This window comes from Marinobacter vulgaris (assembly GCF_003344045.1).
Taxonomy (GTDB): Bacteria; Pseudomonadota; Gammaproteobacteria; order Pseudomonadales; family Oleiphilaceae; genus Marinobacter; species Marinobacter vulgaris.
In genome coordinates, this window is the sequence record NZ_QFWX01000001.1 from 461,056 (window position 1) to 477,208 (window position 16,153).

General features: G+C 59.0%; 14 protein-coding genes. 8 read left to right on the top strand and 6 right to left on the bottom strand.

Features of this window, described 5'->3' with window-relative positions; translation table 11 throughout:
* Positions 1-160 precede the first annotated feature (160 nt).
* Both DIT71_RS02120 and DIT71_RS02125 read left to right on the top strand, forming a co-directional pair.
* Positions 161-1,240, top strand: coding sequence for an efflux RND transporter periplasmic adaptor subunit (locus tag DIT71_RS02120; RefSeq protein ID WP_114611541.1), 1,080 nt, complete (start codon positions 161-163; stop codon positions 1,238-1,240).
* Positions 1,240-4,269, top strand: a complete 3,030-nt coding sequence (locus tag DIT71_RS02125; RefSeq protein ID WP_114611542.1) for an efflux RND transporter permease subunit — start codon at positions 1,240-1,242, stop codon at positions 4,267-4,269. Before DIT71_RS02120 ends, DIT71_RS02125 begins: the two co-directional genes overlap by 1 nt.
* A 3-nt stretch (positions 4,270-4,272) precedes the next feature.
* On the opposite strand, the gene astE is transcribed toward DIT71_RS02125, so the two are convergent.
* The 6 genes from astE to DIT71_RS02155 all read right to left on the bottom strand — a co-directional run bounded on the left by astE (position 4,273) and on the right by DIT71_RS02155 (position 9,344).
* Positions 4,273-5,310 carry a succinylglutamate desuccinylase gene (astE, locus tag DIT71_RS02130; RefSeq protein ID WP_114611543.1) on the bottom strand — a complete coding sequence of 346 codons (1,038 nt, stop codon included), beginning with the start codon at positions 5,308-5,310 and terminating at the stop codon, positions 4,273-4,275.
* Between the two features lie 33 nt (positions 5,311-5,343).
* On the bottom strand, positions 5,344-6,066 hold the full coding sequence (locus DIT71_RS02135; RefSeq protein WP_114611544.1) for an ABC transporter permease: 723 nt from the start codon (positions 6,064-6,066) through the stop codon (positions 5,344-5,346).
* A 3-nt stretch (positions 6,067-6,069) separates the two neighbouring features.
* Positions 6,070-6,774, bottom strand: a complete 705-nt coding sequence (locus DIT71_RS02140; RefSeq protein WP_114611545.1) for an ABC transporter permease — start codon at positions 6,772-6,774, stop codon at positions 6,070-6,072.
* Between the two features lie 51 nt (positions 6,775-6,825).
* Entirely contained in the window at positions 6,826-7,578 is a 753-nt protein-coding gene (locus tag DIT71_RS02145) for a transporter substrate-binding domain-containing protein (RefSeq protein WP_114611546.1), read from the bottom strand.
* Positions 7,579-7,665: 87 nt separating this feature from the next.
* Positions 7,666-8,436 (bottom strand): ABC transporter ATP-binding protein, encoded by a 771-nt coding sequence (locus DIT71_RS02150; protein WP_114611547.1) that lies wholly within the window; start codon positions 8,434-8,436, stop codon positions 7,666-7,668.
* A 158-nt stretch (positions 8,437-8,594) separates the two neighbouring features.
* Complete coding sequence (locus tag DIT71_RS02155; RefSeq protein WP_114611548.1) at positions 8,595-9,344, bottom strand: FCD domain-containing protein; 750 nt, start codon at positions 9,342-9,344, stop codon at positions 8,595-8,597.
* Between the two features lie 270 nt (positions 9,345-9,614).
* Between DIT71_RS02155 and dctP the strand changes: the two genes are divergently transcribed.
* The 6 genes from dctP (at position 9,615) to glcE (ending at position 16,108) form a co-directional block, all read left to right on the top strand.
* Positions 9,615-10,751 (top strand): TRAP transporter substrate-binding protein DctP, encoded by a 1,137-nt coding sequence (gene dctP, locus DIT71_RS02160; protein ID WP_114611549.1) that lies wholly within the window; start codon positions 9,615-9,617, stop codon positions 10,749-10,751.
* 103 nt (positions 10,752-10,854) lie between these two features.
* Positions 10,855-11,559 (top strand): TRAP transporter small permease subunit, encoded by a 705-nt coding sequence (locus tag DIT71_RS02165; protein ID WP_114611550.1) that lies wholly within the window; start codon positions 10,855-10,857, stop codon positions 11,557-11,559.
* Complete coding sequence (locus DIT71_RS02170; RefSeq protein ID WP_114611551.1) at positions 11,556-13,091, top strand: TRAP transporter large permease; 1,536 nt, start codon at positions 11,556-11,558, stop codon at positions 13,089-13,091. Before DIT71_RS02165 ends, DIT71_RS02170 begins: the two co-directional genes overlap by 4 nt.
* A gap of 22 nt (positions 13,092-13,113) precedes the next feature.
* A complete protein-coding gene (locus tag DIT71_RS02175) occupies positions 13,114-13,539 on the top strand; it encodes a GlcG/HbpS family heme-binding protein (RefSeq protein ID WP_114611552.1) in 426 nt (141 codons plus the stop codon).
* A gap of 39 nt (positions 13,540-13,578) precedes the next feature.
* Positions 13,579-15,051, top strand: a complete 1,473-nt coding sequence (locus tag DIT71_RS02180) for an FAD-linked oxidase C-terminal domain-containing protein (RefSeq protein ID WP_114611553.1) — start codon at positions 13,579-13,581, stop codon at positions 15,049-15,051.
* The gene (glcE, locus tag DIT71_RS02185) at positions 15,044-16,108 is read left to right on the top strand and encodes a glycolate oxidase subunit GlcE (RefSeq protein ID WP_114611554.1); all 1,065 of its coding nucleotides are present in this window, start codon (positions 15,044-15,046) and stop codon (positions 16,106-16,108) included. The genes DIT71_RS02180 and glcE overlap by 8 nt, the downstream gene beginning before the upstream one ends.
* Positions 16,109-16,153: the final 45 nt, after the last annotated feature.

Genomic DNA, 16,153 nt, shown 5'->3' on the forward strand with positions numbered 1-16,153 from the left:
GATTCCGGATTATCGAGACGGCACTCTCGTGATACATGGTGGGGATATAAGCCGATTATTGACAAATTGTCAAAGAATGACATTATGTCGGGTAATAATTTTTTGTCCACCGGATGGGCCCAAAACAACATACCCTGAACAGGGTAAAGAGGACGTCTCAATGAACACCTCCCGGCATCTCGCCGTTGCTTCCCTCGCGGCTGTTCTGATTCTGCTGGTCAGTGGCTGTAAATCCAGTGAGCCAGGCCCGGACAAAGGGCTTGACCCGGTAACGGTGCGTGCGGCTGCAGTGACCGGCGGGCAGACCGAGGGCGTGTCGCTCCGGTTTTCCGGCCTGGTGCGGGCGGCGCAGCGGGCAACGCTGACGTTCCAGGTCAGCGGCACCCTGCGTGAGCGGGCGGTTGAACTGGGGCAGACCGTGGAAACCGGTGACCTTTTGGCGCGGGTTTACAATCCGGCCCTGGAGCCGGCCCGGGACTCTGCCGCCGCGCGCCTGGAAGAGCTCAGAACCCAGTACGACCAGGCCCAGCGTGAATGGGAGCGCTCCCGCCAGTTGCATGAGCGGGGCGTGGTGTCGCAGCAGGGGCTGGAGCAACTGGCGTCCCGTCGGGACAGCCTGAAGGCCAGTATGGCAACCGCGGAAGCGTCTCTTGCAGAGGCCACACGGCTATTACAGGAAAGTGAATTGCGGGCGCCGTTTGACGGCCGCGTGGAAGCATTGCTGGTCGAGCGTGACGAGTTCGTGGCGTCCGGGCAGCCGGTTATGCGACTGTCTTCCCCGGAGGGCCGGGAAGTGGAAGTGCGGGTGCCCGCTTACATGCTCAGCCATGTTGCGCTGGGGCAGTTGTTGCCGGTGTGGTCCGTGCAGGACCGCAACCACCCGCCGGAAACCGGTTCCATTGTGGAGATTGCCCAGTCCGGCGGCGTGCGCGGTGAGCTTCACCCGGTGCTGGTCAGCCTGCCTGCCGATACCCTCGAGCCCGGGGAGCCGGTGGAGGTGGGAATGACACCCCGCGAGACCGTTGCCACTACGGTGCCTCTGTTGGCGGTAATGAAATCCAATGGCGGCGCCAGCGTGTTTCGCGTCTCCGGGGGCATCGCCCGCCGGGTGCCGGTCACGGTGCAGCGGATTATTGGCGAGCGCGTGGTGGTGGATGCCACTGACCTCACCGCCGGTGACCAGGTGATCTTCGCCGGCATGACCCGGATTTCCGACGGTGATGCGGTGGAGGTGCGCTGATGTCAGTGCGCCTGCTGAACTTCCAGCGCTTGCTGGGCATGGTGGTGACCATGCTGTGCCTGCTGGGTATTGCCGCCTACAGCACCATGCCCCGCCAAGAAGATCCCTCGTTTCCGTATCGTGCAGGCCTGATTACCGTTAACTACCCCGGTGCCAGTGCCGAGGCACTGGAACGGCTGGTGCTGCAGCCATTGTCTGATGAACTGCGGCAGGTGGAGGAAGTGGATTTCGTCCAGGCCACTGCCCGCACCGGCGTGGCGGTTTTCCGGGTGCGCCTGAATGACACCATCTACGACACCGATTCCGCCTGGGACCGGGTGCGCCAGGCCATGGACAGTGCGCGTCTGGAATTCCCGGACGATGTGGGCCAGATGGTGCTTGATGACCGCATGATTGATATCCCCGCCATCATCCTGGCAGTCGGTGGCTCCAGTTCGGTGACGGAGCTGAGTGATGTGGCAGAGCGGCTGAAACAGAACCTGGCGGATATTCCCGGAGTATCCCGCATTGAACTGGATGGCGACGTCGACGAGCAGATCACTCTGGCGCTGGACGATGCCGCCCTTTATCGGCTCGGCATCTCTCCGGCCCGGATACTGGACACGCTTGCGCGCCGGAACCAGACCACCCCGGGTGGTTTTATCGTGGCGGATGGCCGCCGCCTGTCGGTGCTGCCCAACAGTGAATTCACCAGCGTGGACGCCATCCGCGCCACCCCCATCGAACTGCCGGATGGCTCCCAGGTGCCACTGGCCGCCGCCGCGGAAGTGTGGCGCGGCCCCGCCGAGCCACGACAACCGGAAGCCTGGTACGACGGCGAACGGGTGGTGCTGGTATCCATGATCATGGAGGAGGGCAGCACCGACGCCATCCGTTTCGGCGAACGGCTTCGTGAGCGGCTGTCGACGGTGCGCGAGGAATTCGCCCCCTACCAGATTCGCGAAATGTTCTTCCAGCCTGACAAGGTGGAAGAGCGCCTGGACAACCTGGCCTGGAGCCTGGTTCTGTCGGTGATCATCATCGTGGCGGTGGTGTTCACCGGCATGGGTATCCGCATGGGTATTCTGGTGGCGTCGATCCTGCCCATGGTGGCGCTGATCAGTATCGGGCTCTATGACCTTGGCGGCGGGGTGCTGCACCAGATAGCGGTGATCGGCATGGTGATTTCCCTGGGTATCCTGATTGATAATGCCATCGTGATTGTGGAGAGCATCCAGGGCTACCTCGACGACGGCATGCGCAGGCTCGACGCCCTAAAGCAATCGGTGCGTGAACTTGCCGGCCCCCTGGGAGCCTCCACCGGCACCACCATAGCGGCGTTCATGCCGTTGCTGCTTTCCAAGGGCGGGACGGCGGATTTCACCCGCGGCGTGCCGGTGATGATCATGCTTACCCTGTCGGTCAGTTATCTGCTGGCCATTTCCGCCGTGCCACTGCTGGCGGCCCGTTTTCTCAAGCCCCGCAAAGTGAATGCGCGGGAAGACCGGCTGGTTGGTCTGTCCCGGTTCCTGGGAAGCCTGGTAGCCCGGCGGCCCGGAACCCTGATTCTGGCGGGCGCAGCCCTGGTGCTATTCAGCCTGTCGCTGACCCCGTTCATGAAACAGCAGTTCTTTCCTAATGCGGACCGGCCACAGGTTATCGTTGAGCTGTACATGCCGGAAGGCACGGATCAGCAGCGCACGTCGCAGGTCGCGGCTGACCTGGAGCGGGCCATCCGCGCCCGGCCGGAGGCGGTCAAGGTGCACCGGTTCACCGGTTTCACCGGGCCCAGTTTCTATTACAACCTGAGGCGGGAACCCCAGGCGCCAAACCGGGGCCGGATCGTGGTAGCCACACCCACTCTGGAGGACACGACCGGCCTTGTGGAGTGGATACGCGAGTATGTCGGGCAGGAGATGCCGGAGTTGCAGGTGACCGCAGGCATCCTCGGCCAGGGGCCACCCCGTGCCGCGCCGGTGGAACTCCGGGTCTACCACGCCAACGATGAAACCCGGGCGCGGGCGGTAGAGCAGCTGTTCTCCGCACTGCGCAACGTTGAGGGTACCGTGGATGTGCGTCACGACCTGGATATAGGCATTCCCAGTATTGCCATCAATGTCGACGATGCCAGTGCGGCCCGCTTCGGCCTGAACCGGTCTGACGTAGCCCAGAGCCTCTACGGCCAGAGTTTTGGCGTGGTGGCGGAACAGTATCGTCAGGAGGACGATCCGATTCCACTGGTGCTGCGCTCCCGGGAAGGCACCAGCCTGTCACTGCCAAGATTGCTGTCCGTGAATATCTACAACGATCAGGGGGATGCCGTACCCCTTTCGGCCATCGCCTCGGTAGAAACCTCCTGGCAGTCGGCCGCCCTCTACCAGCGTAACGGCACCCGGATGAACACCGTATGGTCCAATCTGCATGCCGGCTACAGCTTCAGCCAGGCGCTGGAAGGCCTGGATGCAGCGCTTGACGACAACCCGCTGCCGGCCGGAACCCGGCTGGAGATGGGCGGCGATGCCGAGGGCTCTGGCGATGCCAACAATGCCCTGCTGACCACGGCGCCTATCGGCGTGCTGCTATTGCTGTTCTTCCTGCTGATACAGTTCAACTCCTTCCGCCGCGTCGGGATTATTCTGCTGACCGTGCCGCTGGCGACGGTGGGCATTTTCCCGGGGCTGGTGCTCTCGGGTTCGCCGTTCGGCTTTCAGTCTCTGCTGGGGGTGATTGCGCTGGTGGGGATCGTGGTGAACAACGCCATCGTGTTGCTGGACGTCATGGACCGGCAGTTGGAGCAGGGCGATGCCATTCGTGATGCGGTCCGCAAGGCGGTAGAGCAGCGCACCCGGCCGATTCTGCTGACAACCGGCACCACCGTTGCCGGCCTGCTGCCCCTGGCTTTCTCCAGCTCGACACTGTGGCCGCCCATGGCCTGGGCCATCATATCGGGGTTGCTGGCCTCCACGGTGCTGACGCTGCTGGTCGTGCCGTCGGTGTGCACGCGTGTCATCCGCTGCAAGGTGGCTGAACCGGAGAACGCACCGGCCTAGTGGCTAGCGGTGGCGGTGCTTCACCATCAGCCCCACTCGGTGGCCAACGGGCACGTGACGGTTGGGGAAGACAATGCCTTCGGGCTCGTCGCCCACCCTGTAGCAGGTGGTGTCATCCTCCCATATCACCGTGCCGGGGTCATACATGGTGAAGTTGGCCACATCGTCGGGCACATGAAAGCGGAAGCTGTCGCCGGTATTCAGGATCTCGTGAACCACTTCAAACACCGTTATCGGTTTCGCGGCCTTGCCAGGGTCCGGTGGCGGCTCGCCTTTCATCCGCCGCCTCAGGGCGTTGCTGATGGCGGTGAAACGGCCAAGGTCGTTGTGCCCGAAAGGGTGGACCTTGCCAAGCTCCACGGTAAAGCTTTCTGCACCCAGTGCGGTTGAGGAAAACGAGGCAAAAGTGGTGCCCTCACGGTGCTGCATCAGCAGGGTATCCACCCCGGCCTCCAGCAGGAAATCAACCTGAGCCCGGGGCACATCCCGCCCTTCAATAAACGGATAAAGCGCAAATTTCTCCCTCAGGGAAGGGCGGATGGCGGTATGCAGGTCGTAGTGGCAGAGGTTGGCGGGATGCTTCGAGGCAAAGGCCTCACAGGCCCGTTCAAGCTTCCATGCCCGCTCCGCTTCGGCAAGCTCACGGTATTCGGGGTTGCGATGGGCGCCGCCAAACAGCCGGTTGAGATTGGCCTCGATAAAGCGCTTACCGGCATCCATCGCCTGCGGATTGCCCAGTATCAGCAGCATCGGGCAGGCCAGTCGCCACTGGCCGTCGAGCAGTTCATTGAGCAGGCTGTTCAGGACTTCAATGGGCGCGGTTTCATTGCCATGAATACCGGCGGAAACAATCAGCGACTCATTATTGGGATTGGCGCACCCGGTCGGGGGCTCCAGGTAAAGCAGTCCGGAATCCTGGAGCTGCAGCCCGGTCCCATCGCCAAGCACAACGACTTTCTCTGAAGACGCATGCTCGGCGGTCGACAGGGTATGAGAGAGCCAGTCGCGACCGCGACCAAAAACCAGTTCTCGAACCGTCATGGGACTCCCCGCTTCCCTCAGCCAATGTCAGGATCAGCCACTCACCGGCCGCTGATGCTGTAACAGATAGTTTTCCAGTTTGCGGAATGCAAACACCAGCATGAACGTCAGCGCCATGTAGATCAGCGCCACAAAGATAAACGCATCAAACGGTGCGTAGAACCGGGAATAGATGTTACGCGCCGCGCCGGTCAGGTCCACCAGGGTCACCACGCTGGCAATCGCACTGGCGTGAAGCATGAAAATGACCTCGTTGGAGTAGGCCTGTACCGCGCGCCTGGCGGCGCTCGGCAGTATGATGCGGCGCATGCGCAGTGCCCAGCTCATGCCGTAGGCTTTTGCCGCCTCAATCTCGCCACTGGGCGTGGCCACAATGGCGCCACGGATGATTTCCGTGGTGTAGGCGGCGGTGTTCAGGGTAAACGCCAGCAGGGCAGGGTAAAAGGCTCCCCGAAAGATTTCCCACCAGAACGTCTGCTGGATGCCCTCGATCTGGGCGAGCCCGTAGTAAATAATGTAGAGCTGGATCAGCAGCGGCGTGCCCCGGAAAATATAGGTGTAGAACCAGACCGGAGCATTGATCAGCGGGTTTTTCGAGGTGCGCAGGATCGCCAGCGGAACGGCCAGGACCAGACCCAACACCAGCGACAGGAAGACCAGTTGAACCGTGGTAACCAGCCCGCCCCAGTATTCCATGATGGTCGATGCGGTAAAGATGTCGTTCTGGCTCAGCAGCTCAGCGAGAAACTCGGGCATGGTTCAGCTCCCCTGTACCACGCCAACATTGGCGCGCTTGGTGAGCCACTTGATAAACAGCTCGGAAATGGCCGTCAGGCTGAGGTAAACAAACGCCACCGGAATGAAGAAATGGAACGGCATGCGTTCGGCCTTGGCGGCCTCTTCGGCCACCCGAACCATATCGGTCAGGCCGATGATGGAAACCAGTGCGGTGGTTTTCAGCAGCACCTGCCAGTTATTGCCGAGGCCGGGCAGCGCATGGCGCAGCATCTGCGGCAGTATGATCCGGTGGAACGTGCGCCAGCGGCTGAAGCCGTAAGCGCGGGCGGCTTCAATCTGGCCGCTGTCGACAGCCAGGAAGGCGCCCCGAAAGGTTTCCGCCATGTAGGCGCCAAAGATCAGGCCAATGGTAAGAACGCCGGCGATAAACGGGTCGAACTGGAAGAAAAAGTCCACGCCGTAGGCGTCGTAAAGATAATCAGACAGGTTGTTAACGGCAACCTGGCCACCGTAGTAAAACAGCAGCATCATAACCAGATCCGGTACGCCCCGGATCAGGGTGGTGTAGGTGGTGGCTATTGCAATGGCTACGCGACTTTTGGACAGTTTGGCAGAGGCGCCAATCAGGCCGAGCGCCAAAGACAGGGCAAGGGAAAGGAGAGCCAGCTCAATGGTGACCACTGCGCCATCCAGCAGGGCCGGGCCGTAGCCTTTCAGGTCGATCATGGAAGCATCCGGTGAGCAGGGGCAGCCAAAAAGGCTGCCCCTAGGCCAGTTTTACATCTTGATGTCGTAGGCGAAGTACTTTTCCATGATGGCGTCGTAGGTGCCATCTTCCTTCAGTGTGGCGAGGGCCGCGTTTACTTCCTCGGCCAGGTCCTCATCGCGCTTGCGCATGGCAACGCCGACACCCTGGCCAAGCTTGACCGGCTCACCCACTTCCTTGAAACCTTCCTTGCTCAGGATGGTCTGCTCACCTACCGGGTAGTCCACAAAGACCACGTCGAGGCGCTGGCCTTCCAGGTCAAGAACCATGTCGTCAGCGGTGGTGTAGCGTTTGATATTAACAATGCCGCCCATCTCCTCGGTTACATGGGTGTCCATGGTGGTGCCGCGCTGCACGCCAACGGTCTTTCCTTCCATGGCATCCATGTCGGTCACATCGGTGTCGAAGCCTTCACGTGCGAACCAGCCACCCGGAGTGTTGTAGTAAGGCTCGGAGAACAGTACCCGCTCCGCACGCTCGGGGGTGATGGACATGGACGACATGATCAGGTCGAACTTGCGGGCCAACAGGCCCGGAATCATGCCGTCCCACGCCTGGATGACAAACTCGCAGTTGGCGTTCATCTCTTCACACATGGCTTCGGCCAGTTCCACTTCGAAACCGGTCAGTTCGCCGTCATCATCCTTGTATTCGAAAGGCGCGTAGGGAACGTCGAATGCAATGCGCAGATCGCGTTCCTGAGCCTGAGCGACACCTGCCATCATGGACAGGGCTACGCTTGCTGCAACAATCAGTTTTTTCATGAGTCACTTCTCCAGTCGTTATGTGCCTTGTGGGCTTTATTATCGGCAGTGGTCTGCCTTATTGCTGATTTCAAGATAGCACGCACATCAGAAGTTGGGGGCCAGAAACTGCCTCATCCGTTCCGAGTCCGGATTGTCAAAGACCTTGTCCGGCGTGCCCTGCTCCTCAATCACGCCCTGATGCAAGAACAGGACCTGGGACGACACATCCCTGGCAAAAGACATCTCGTGGGTGACCACGATCATGGTTCTGCCTTCCTCCGCCAGGCTCTGCATCACTCGTAACACTTCTCCTACCAGCTCGGGATCCAACGCCGACGTCGGCTCGTCAAACAGCATGACCTCCGGCTCCATCGCCAGGGCCCGGGCGATGGCGGCCCGCTGCTGCTGTCCGCCGGACATCTGGGCGGGGTAGTAGTCCTTGCGCTCATAGATGCCAACCTTGTTCAGGTAGGCTTCCGCTCTCTCGATCGCTTCCTTTTTGGGGACCTTGAGCACGTGCACCGGTGCTTCAATAATGTTCTCAAGAACCGTCATATGGGACCAGAGATTGAAACTCTGGAACACCATGGAAAGCCGGGCGCGTATCAGCTCAACCTGTTTGTTGTCCGCCGGAATACGCTCGCCCTTGCGGTTGGTTGTGAACCGGATCGGGTCGCCGTGCACGATAATGTCGCCGGAAGTGGGTGTTTCCAACAGGTTGATGCAGCGCAAAAACGTACTCTTGCCGGAGCCGGAGCTGCCGATCATGGATATGACATCACCTTTCCTGGTTTCCAGCGAAATACCCTTGAGTACCTCCAACTGGTCAAAGGTCTTGCAAATATCCCTGCAGATCAGAGGCGCTGTTTCCGCCATAGATGACTCCTGAGGCTGTCTGAACAAAGGCGCAAGTTTTACGGACAGTGGCCAGCAAAATCAATACCCGCCCGGCAGGAAACCGCCTTCACTGCCGATCCGCCGGTTAATTGTGGATGAATGAGTATTTGACGCAAGTTTTTTGCCGATTAAGGGTTTTATGGTGAGGTAGCGACCGATGCAGGACCGTTGAACGGTTCGCGGATAATGGCGGTACCCTGCTGCTCAATGCCCCGCATTGCATCACTGACAAAACGCACATGGGACATCGCAATGCGCCTGGCCGCCTCGGGGTTTTTTGCCATCACCGCCTGGTAGATGCGTTTGTGTTGGCGGGAGATCTTGTTGCGCATTTCCTCCCGCGGATTCAGGTTGGCCACCGATGCCTGGACGGTCAACAACATGAGGTTCTTGAGGCCGTTCAGCACGTGTACCAGCACTGGATTGTGGGAAGCCTCCACAATAGCCTGATGAAAGTTATGGTCCGGCCTGGCATTGGTAAGCGGGTCAGTCTGTTCCAGTGCTGTATAGGCTTTGGTGATGCGATGAAGGTCCAGAGTGGTGGCGCGTTTTGCTGCAAGGTAAGCGGCCTGCCCTTCAAGCTGTTCCCGTACTTCCAATAGATCAAAGAGCGTTCTCGGGTGGCCCTCAAAAAGGAGCATCAGCGGGCTCTGCGGGTCCAGGTCGTCAGTTCGGGGCAACATGCTGGCCACAAACGAACCCTTGCCATGCCGGGTTTCAATAACACCGCGGCCCTGAAGTTCGTGGAGGGCCTCTCGAATCACTGCGCGGGAGACTCCCAATCGTGTTGCCAGTTGCCGCTCAGAAGGTATTTTCTGCTCCGGAGCCAGCCCGCCATCAAGAATAAGGCGTTCCAGCCGGTATGAAATTTCCTGGGAGATTGCCATTTTGATGCCTGTGTACTGTGTGGTCTGACCAGTAGTGGTTCTGATTGTTGTCGATTCTTCGGCAACCGATATGGGTCCGCGCCCTCTAAATATGGCTGATTCAGAGTATTTCGTCCATTTTTTGTACTTCAAAAACTGGTATGACCAGTGGCTCCCGGGCTGGACTAAACCGGCTAAGGCTACGAGTATCAGTATAATGTCGGCCTGCGCCGGCGTTGCTGTGACGCTCATAACAACAAAGCCAACGGAAAAAGCCACGGAGATGTTTCGATGGATTCCAACAATAACATCCGTAATAAAAGTGATACTGGCGAGGGTCAACCTCGCAGAAGCTTTCTCAAAGCTGCAGCTTTAGGTGCGGCCTTTGCCGGCGCTATGCTGATGGGTGCCGGCCAGGCCCATGCTGCAACAACCTGGAAGATCCAGTCCGTTTGGGACGCGGGCACGGTCGGCTACGACCTGTTCGAGGACTGGTGCAATGGTATGGAAGAGAAATCCGGCGGTGAACTGATCTTCAAGTGTTTCCCCGCCAAGGCTGTCGCCGCCGATAACAATTCCCTGTTCGATTCGGTTCGCAGCGGCGTACTGCAGGGCATGAATCCGTTCACCCTGTACTGGTCCGGCAAGATTCCCGCGTCAGTGTTCCTGTCTTCCTACCCAGCCGGTCCTGACCAGCCCCATCAGTGGGATATCATGTTCTATTCCATGGGCATGCTGGAGAAGACCCGGGAAATCTACGAGAAGTTCGGGCTGTTCTACGTTGGCCCGATCCAGCACGATGCCAATATCATCCATTCCAAGGAGCCGGTAAACAGCCTCGATGACCTTAAAGGCCTGAAGCTGCGGGTTCCTGGTGGTATGGTTGCGGAGGTATTCCAGGCGTTCGGTGCCTCCACCGTGAGCCTGCCAGGCTCTGACATCTTCCCGGCCCTGGAAAAGGGCACCATCGACGCAGCCGACTATGTGGGCCCGGCGGTGAACTGGGAGCTGGGTTTCTCCCAGGTGACGGATTACATCCTGTTCGGACCTCCGGGCGTGATGTCCATCTACCAGCCGGTGGACCTGATGGATCTGACGGTGAACATGCGTGCCTGGAATGCTCTGGATCCGAAACTCCAGCAGCTTGTCGAGGATGAAGTCCGCATCTATTCCCAGAAGCACTACCTGACCATCCAGAAGCGCAACATCGAAGCCATGGAGAAGTTCAAGGACGCAGGGGATACCGTGAGCCGTCTGAGCCAGGAAGACGTGGATGAATGGCGCCGCAAAGCCATTCCGATCTGGTACAAGTGGGCGAACAAGGACGAGGATGCCCGTGCCATCTTCGATATCCAGATCGAGTACATGATGAACGAGACCGTCGGCTATATCGATGAGTCTGACCTCGAAGGTGTACCGGGCCGGTAGCGCCTTGCTGAACTGATAAAATAAGAAACAGGGGGAAGGTCAGGGATGACTCCGGCAAGGGAGTCTCCCGCCTTCCCCGTTTTGTGGCTGAGGAAGTAACAACATGTCTGATCTCGAAGGTTTCGGATTCGTAATGCCGCACTGGTTCTACTGGGGCTGGCTTGCGGTCATGCCACTGATCATGATGGCCTGGGACAAATGGAGTAGTGGTCACGGAGGCGAGACTGTCGAACCGGAATTGACACCGGCGGAATTGCAGGCGGAAGAGGAGGATCCGCTGATCTATCTCCAGTTCGAGGGCAACTGGTTTACCAAAGTAGTGGACTGGATTTGTGACAAGTCCGGGCTGTTCGTGTCGTTCTGGACAATCAATGCCGTTGTGTTCTATTTCTATGGAGTGGTGATGCGCTACCTCTTCAACATGCCGAGCATCTGGGTTCACGAAGCCAGCTTTCTGCTGCTTGGTATGCAATACATGTTGGCTGGCGCATTTGCCATGCTTCATGGTGCCCACGTGCGTGTAGATGTGATGTACAACATGCTGCCAGCACGAGGAAGAATTGGCCTGGATATCTTTACATCCATGTTCTTCTTCATTTTTGCCCTGATTCTGCTGGTTACCTCCTGGAGCTTTTTCCAGGATTCCTACGCCATGAACGAAACCACGGTTGAGACCTGGGGCATCCAGCACTGGCCGGCGAAAGGCATGATGGTGGTGGGTTCAGTTCTTCTCTTACTCGCAGGCACATCCAAGCTGATCAAGGATATTGTCCTGTTTGTCCGTCTTGGCCGGGAGCGCACCGCATGACTACAAATACAACAACTGCGCCGGGCAGTAACCTTGTCGGGAAGCTGAGCACCTGGCTGATGATTATCGCCACAGTGGCACTGGCGTTTGTTATCTGTGTGGAAATGATCAACATTCTTTTCTACGACCCCTGGAGCGACGAGAAATTCCTGTTCAAGCTCTCCGGCAGCCTTTCTGATGTCAAGGTCGGGCCTCTGACCTATCTGATGTTCGGTTCCCTTGCCGTGGCCCTGATGATGGGGTTGCCACTGGCTTTCGTGACTGGCGGTCTCGGGGTGATGTTCATCTACCTGGTGGGCGACGCGATGATGCTGAACCTCGTCCCGGGTCGTATCTTCCCGATGATGACCAACTCAGATCTGGCGGCGATACCGCTGTTTATCTTCATGGCCTCGATGCTTGAGCGCGCGGGCTTGATTGAGGAAATGTTCAGCGTCGTCTACAAGTGGATGGGCGGCCTCAGCGGTGGTCTGGCGACAGCAACCATCCTGGCCTCTACCCTTCTTGCAGCCATGGTGGGCGTTATTGGAGCTGCGGTTGTCACTATGGGTATCATCGCTCTGCCTGCGATGCTCAAACGCGGATATGACCAGAAGATAGCGCTGGGCTCAATCATGGCTGGCGGTACTCTGGGTATACTGATTCCGCCCTCGATCCTGGCGATTCTCTACGCGGTTGTCGCGCAGCAATCGGTCGGTGAGTTGTATCTTGGCTCGGTGATCCCGGGCCTGATGTTGTCTTCCCTGTACATAGCCTATGTGCTGATCCGCAGCTGGATCAATCCGAAGCTGGGGCCGCCCGTACCGGTGGAAGAGCGGATTTCCCTGAAGGAAAAGCTCCTTCTCACGAAAAACCTGATTGCTCCACTGGTTCTGGTGTTTCTGGTGTTGGGCCTGTTGTTTGGTGGCATCGCAACGCCGGTGGAAGCGGCGGGTATCGGCTCCTTTGGCGCCATCGTGGTGGCCATAATGCATGGTAAGTTCTCTATTGGCGGGCTGCGGGAAGCATCTGTAACCACTACCAAGGCATCTGCCATGGTGCTGTGGATCATGTTCGGTGCCTCGGTCTTTGTTGGCTTCTACATCCTTCAGGGTGGCCAGCAATTTGTAACGGATGCCATCCTGGGTACTGGCATGTCGCCTTATGGCATTCTTTTCCTGCTGATGTTCCTGTTGGTGGTTCTGGGCATGTTCCTGGACTGGGTTGGCATACTGCTGCTGGCAGTTCCTATCTTCATTCCTATTGTCAAAGCTCTGGAGTTTTCGGGGCTGTTGGGCTTCCCGCCGGTGGCAGGGGAAGACGTGGTGCTCTGGTTCGGTGTGCTCTATCTGGTCAATATGCAGATGTCGTTCCTCAGTCCGCCATTTGGGTACGCATTGTTCTACCTCCGCGGTGTATGCCCGCCGGAAATATCCATGGCCACGATTTTCAAGTCATCACTGGTGTTCCTGGCTATTCAGGCGCTTGGCCTGTTTATGTGTATCATGATCCCCGGCCTTGTCACCTGGCTGCCAGGGCTGGTTTACGGTTAATCAATTCAAGGAGTAATGCTTTATGTTGACGATCAAACGACTGGACCTTGCTGAAGCGCGGATGCTCATTGAAGGGGCAGCTGAAAAAGCCCGGGAAATCGGCGTGCCCATGTGCATTGCCATTACCGACGAGTCCGGCAACCTGATTGCGTTCGAGCGCATGGACGGTGGCAAGATCAGCAGTGTGACCATCGCCCAGGATAAATCTTTCACCGCATCCGCTGCGAAGAAGGCCACCCACGATTACAACGCGGTCAATGTCCCGGGCAAGCTGGCCTTTGGCATCCACACCGAGGTGGGTGGTCGTATCAGTTCCGTAGGGGGCGGTTTACCGGTGATTGTTGATGGCGAGGTTGTCGGTGGTATCGGGCTCAGCTCCGGCACGCCCCAGCAGGACATGGATTGCGCCCAGGCCGGCATCGATTATTTCGAAACTAAACGTGGTTGAGGGCTGTCACACCTGAAGCCATTGACTCCAGAGAATGATATGACCACCAAGCCGAAAGTCAGCAGAGCGGAACTGGCGGAACAGTTCCGCGCGTTCATAGACCCGGATTTTGTTATCACTGATAACGAAACCATGAAGCCCTACGAGTGCGACGGCATGTCCATGTATTGTGAGATGCCCATGCTCGTGGTGCTACCGGAGACCGCCGAGCAGGTGCAGCGGATAATGCGCATCTGCAACGAGCATGAAGTGCCCGTGGTGGCCCGTGGTGCCGGTACCGGCCTGAGCGCCGGTGCCATGCCCCATAAAGAGGGCGTGGTATTGTCGCTGGCCAAGTTCAACCGCATTCTGGATATTGACCCGCTGGCCCGCACGGCGCGGTTGCAGCCGGGTGTCCGCAACCTGGCCATCAGCGAAGAGGCGGCCCAGTTCGGGCTCTATTACGGGCCTGATCCCTCGTCCCAGATTGCCTGCACCATCGGCGGTAACGTGGCTGAGAACTCCGGCGGCGTGCATTGCCTCAAGTATGGCCTGACGGTTCATAACATTCTCAGCGTCGAGATGATTACCGCCGAGGGCGAGCGGGTCACCATTGGCAGTGACGCCCTGGATGTATGCGGCATGGACCTGCTGGCACTGATGACCGGCTCTGAAGGCCTGCTGGGTATAGTGACCGAAGTGAAGGTAAAGCTGCTGCCCAAACCGGAAGTGGCCCAGGTGGTGATGGCTGGCTTCGACAGCGTTCAGAAAGCCGGTGATGCCGTCGGTGGCATCATTTCCCACGGCATTATCCCCGGTGGCCTGGAAATGATGGACGGCCACGCCATTATCGCCGCCGACGATTTTGCCCAGGCGGGCTACCCGCGGGAGGCCAAGGCACTGCTGCTGTGTGAGGTTGATGGCACCGAAGAGGAGGTCCACGAACATATCGCACAGGCAGAGGCCCTGTTCCGCAAGCTGGGCGCCACCTCGGTAAAAACCTCCCAGAGTGAGGAAGAGCGGGCGCTGCTGTGGAAAGGCCGTAAATCCGCGTTCCCGGCGGTGGGGCGTATCTCACCGGATTATTACTGCATGGACGGCACTATCCCGCGGCGGTATCTGGCCCACGTGCTGCTGGAAATGGAAAAAATGTCGGAGGAATTCGGGCTGCGCGTTGCCAACGTATTCCATGCCGGCGACGGCAACCTGCACCCGCTGATCCTGTTCGATGCCAACGTGCCCGGTGAGTTTGAACGTACCGAAGCCTTCGGTGGCCGCATTCTCGATCTGTGCGTGGAGGTGGGGGGCTGCATTACTGGCGAGCACGGCGTGGGTGTGGAAAAAATCCGCCAGATGGCGGTGCAGTTCAACGATGAAGAACTGCAACAGTTCCACGACGTCAAGGCCGCCTTTGACCCGGCGGGTATTCTCAATCCTGGCAAGGGCGTGCCCGCCCTGCGTTTCTGCCAGGAATACCGTTCCCTGGAACACAAACAACACAAGCACGACACGGTGGAAGCTGCGCATGGGTGATATTTCGCAGACGCTCAAAGAGCAGATTCTCCAGGCTGGAAAATCCGGCCAGAAACTCAACATTGAAGGCGGTGGCACCAAGGCCTTTATGGGCCGGTCCGCCGATACCGACGCCGGCACGCTGAAACTTGGCGAACACACCGGGATTGTGGAGTACCACCCGGTTGAACTGATAATGACCGCTCGCGCGGGCACTAACCTGGCAGAAATCGAAGCCACCCTGGCGGAAGAGGGCCAGTGCCTGCATTTCGAGCCGCCCAGGTTTGGTGAGGGTTCCACCCTCGGCGGCACCCTGGCCTGTAACCTCTCCGGCCCGGCACGGCCCTGGTCCGGCTCGGTAAGGGATCAGGTGCTGGGCATTCGCCTGCTCAACGGCAAGGGCGAACACCTGCGCTTCGGTGGCCAGGTGATGAAAAACGTGGCCGGCTACGACACCTCCCGGCTGCAGGCCGGCGCCATGGGCACCCTCGGCGCCATCACCGAAATCAGCCTCAAGGTCATGCCAAAACCGGCCATGTCCCTGACCCTGGTGGAAGAGATGTCCCTGGACGATGTGATCCACTACATGAACAGCCGCGCAAAAGAGCCCAAACCCATCACCGGCGCTGCCTGGGTGGACGGCAAAGTCTATCTGCGCCTGGCTGGCGCCAGATCCGCCGTGGAAGCCACCGCTGAAAAGTGGTCCGGTGACGTCACCGAGCAGGGCGATGCTTTCTGGCAACAGCTCCAGCACATGCAACACGACTTCTTTGCCGGCGATGAACCACTCTGGCGTTTCTCTGTCGGATCCACCGCCGGTAACCCGGAACTGGACGGCCCCTGGCTGATCGACTGGGCCGGCTCCCAGCGCTGGTATCGCGGCGAAGCCGACATCGCCCGAATGGAAACCCTGGCCCAACGCGCCGGCGGCCAGGTAAGCCTGTTCCGTGGCGGCGACCGCACCGATGAAGTCATGCACCACCAGCCGAGGGCGCTGAAGGAACTCCAGAGCCGGCTGAAGAAATCGTTCGACCCCGAGGGTATTTTTAATCCGGGGCGGCTGTATAGCTGGCTGTGATAGTGATTTCGGAGTTGGCAGATCGGCTGGGACACCCCTTCCGAA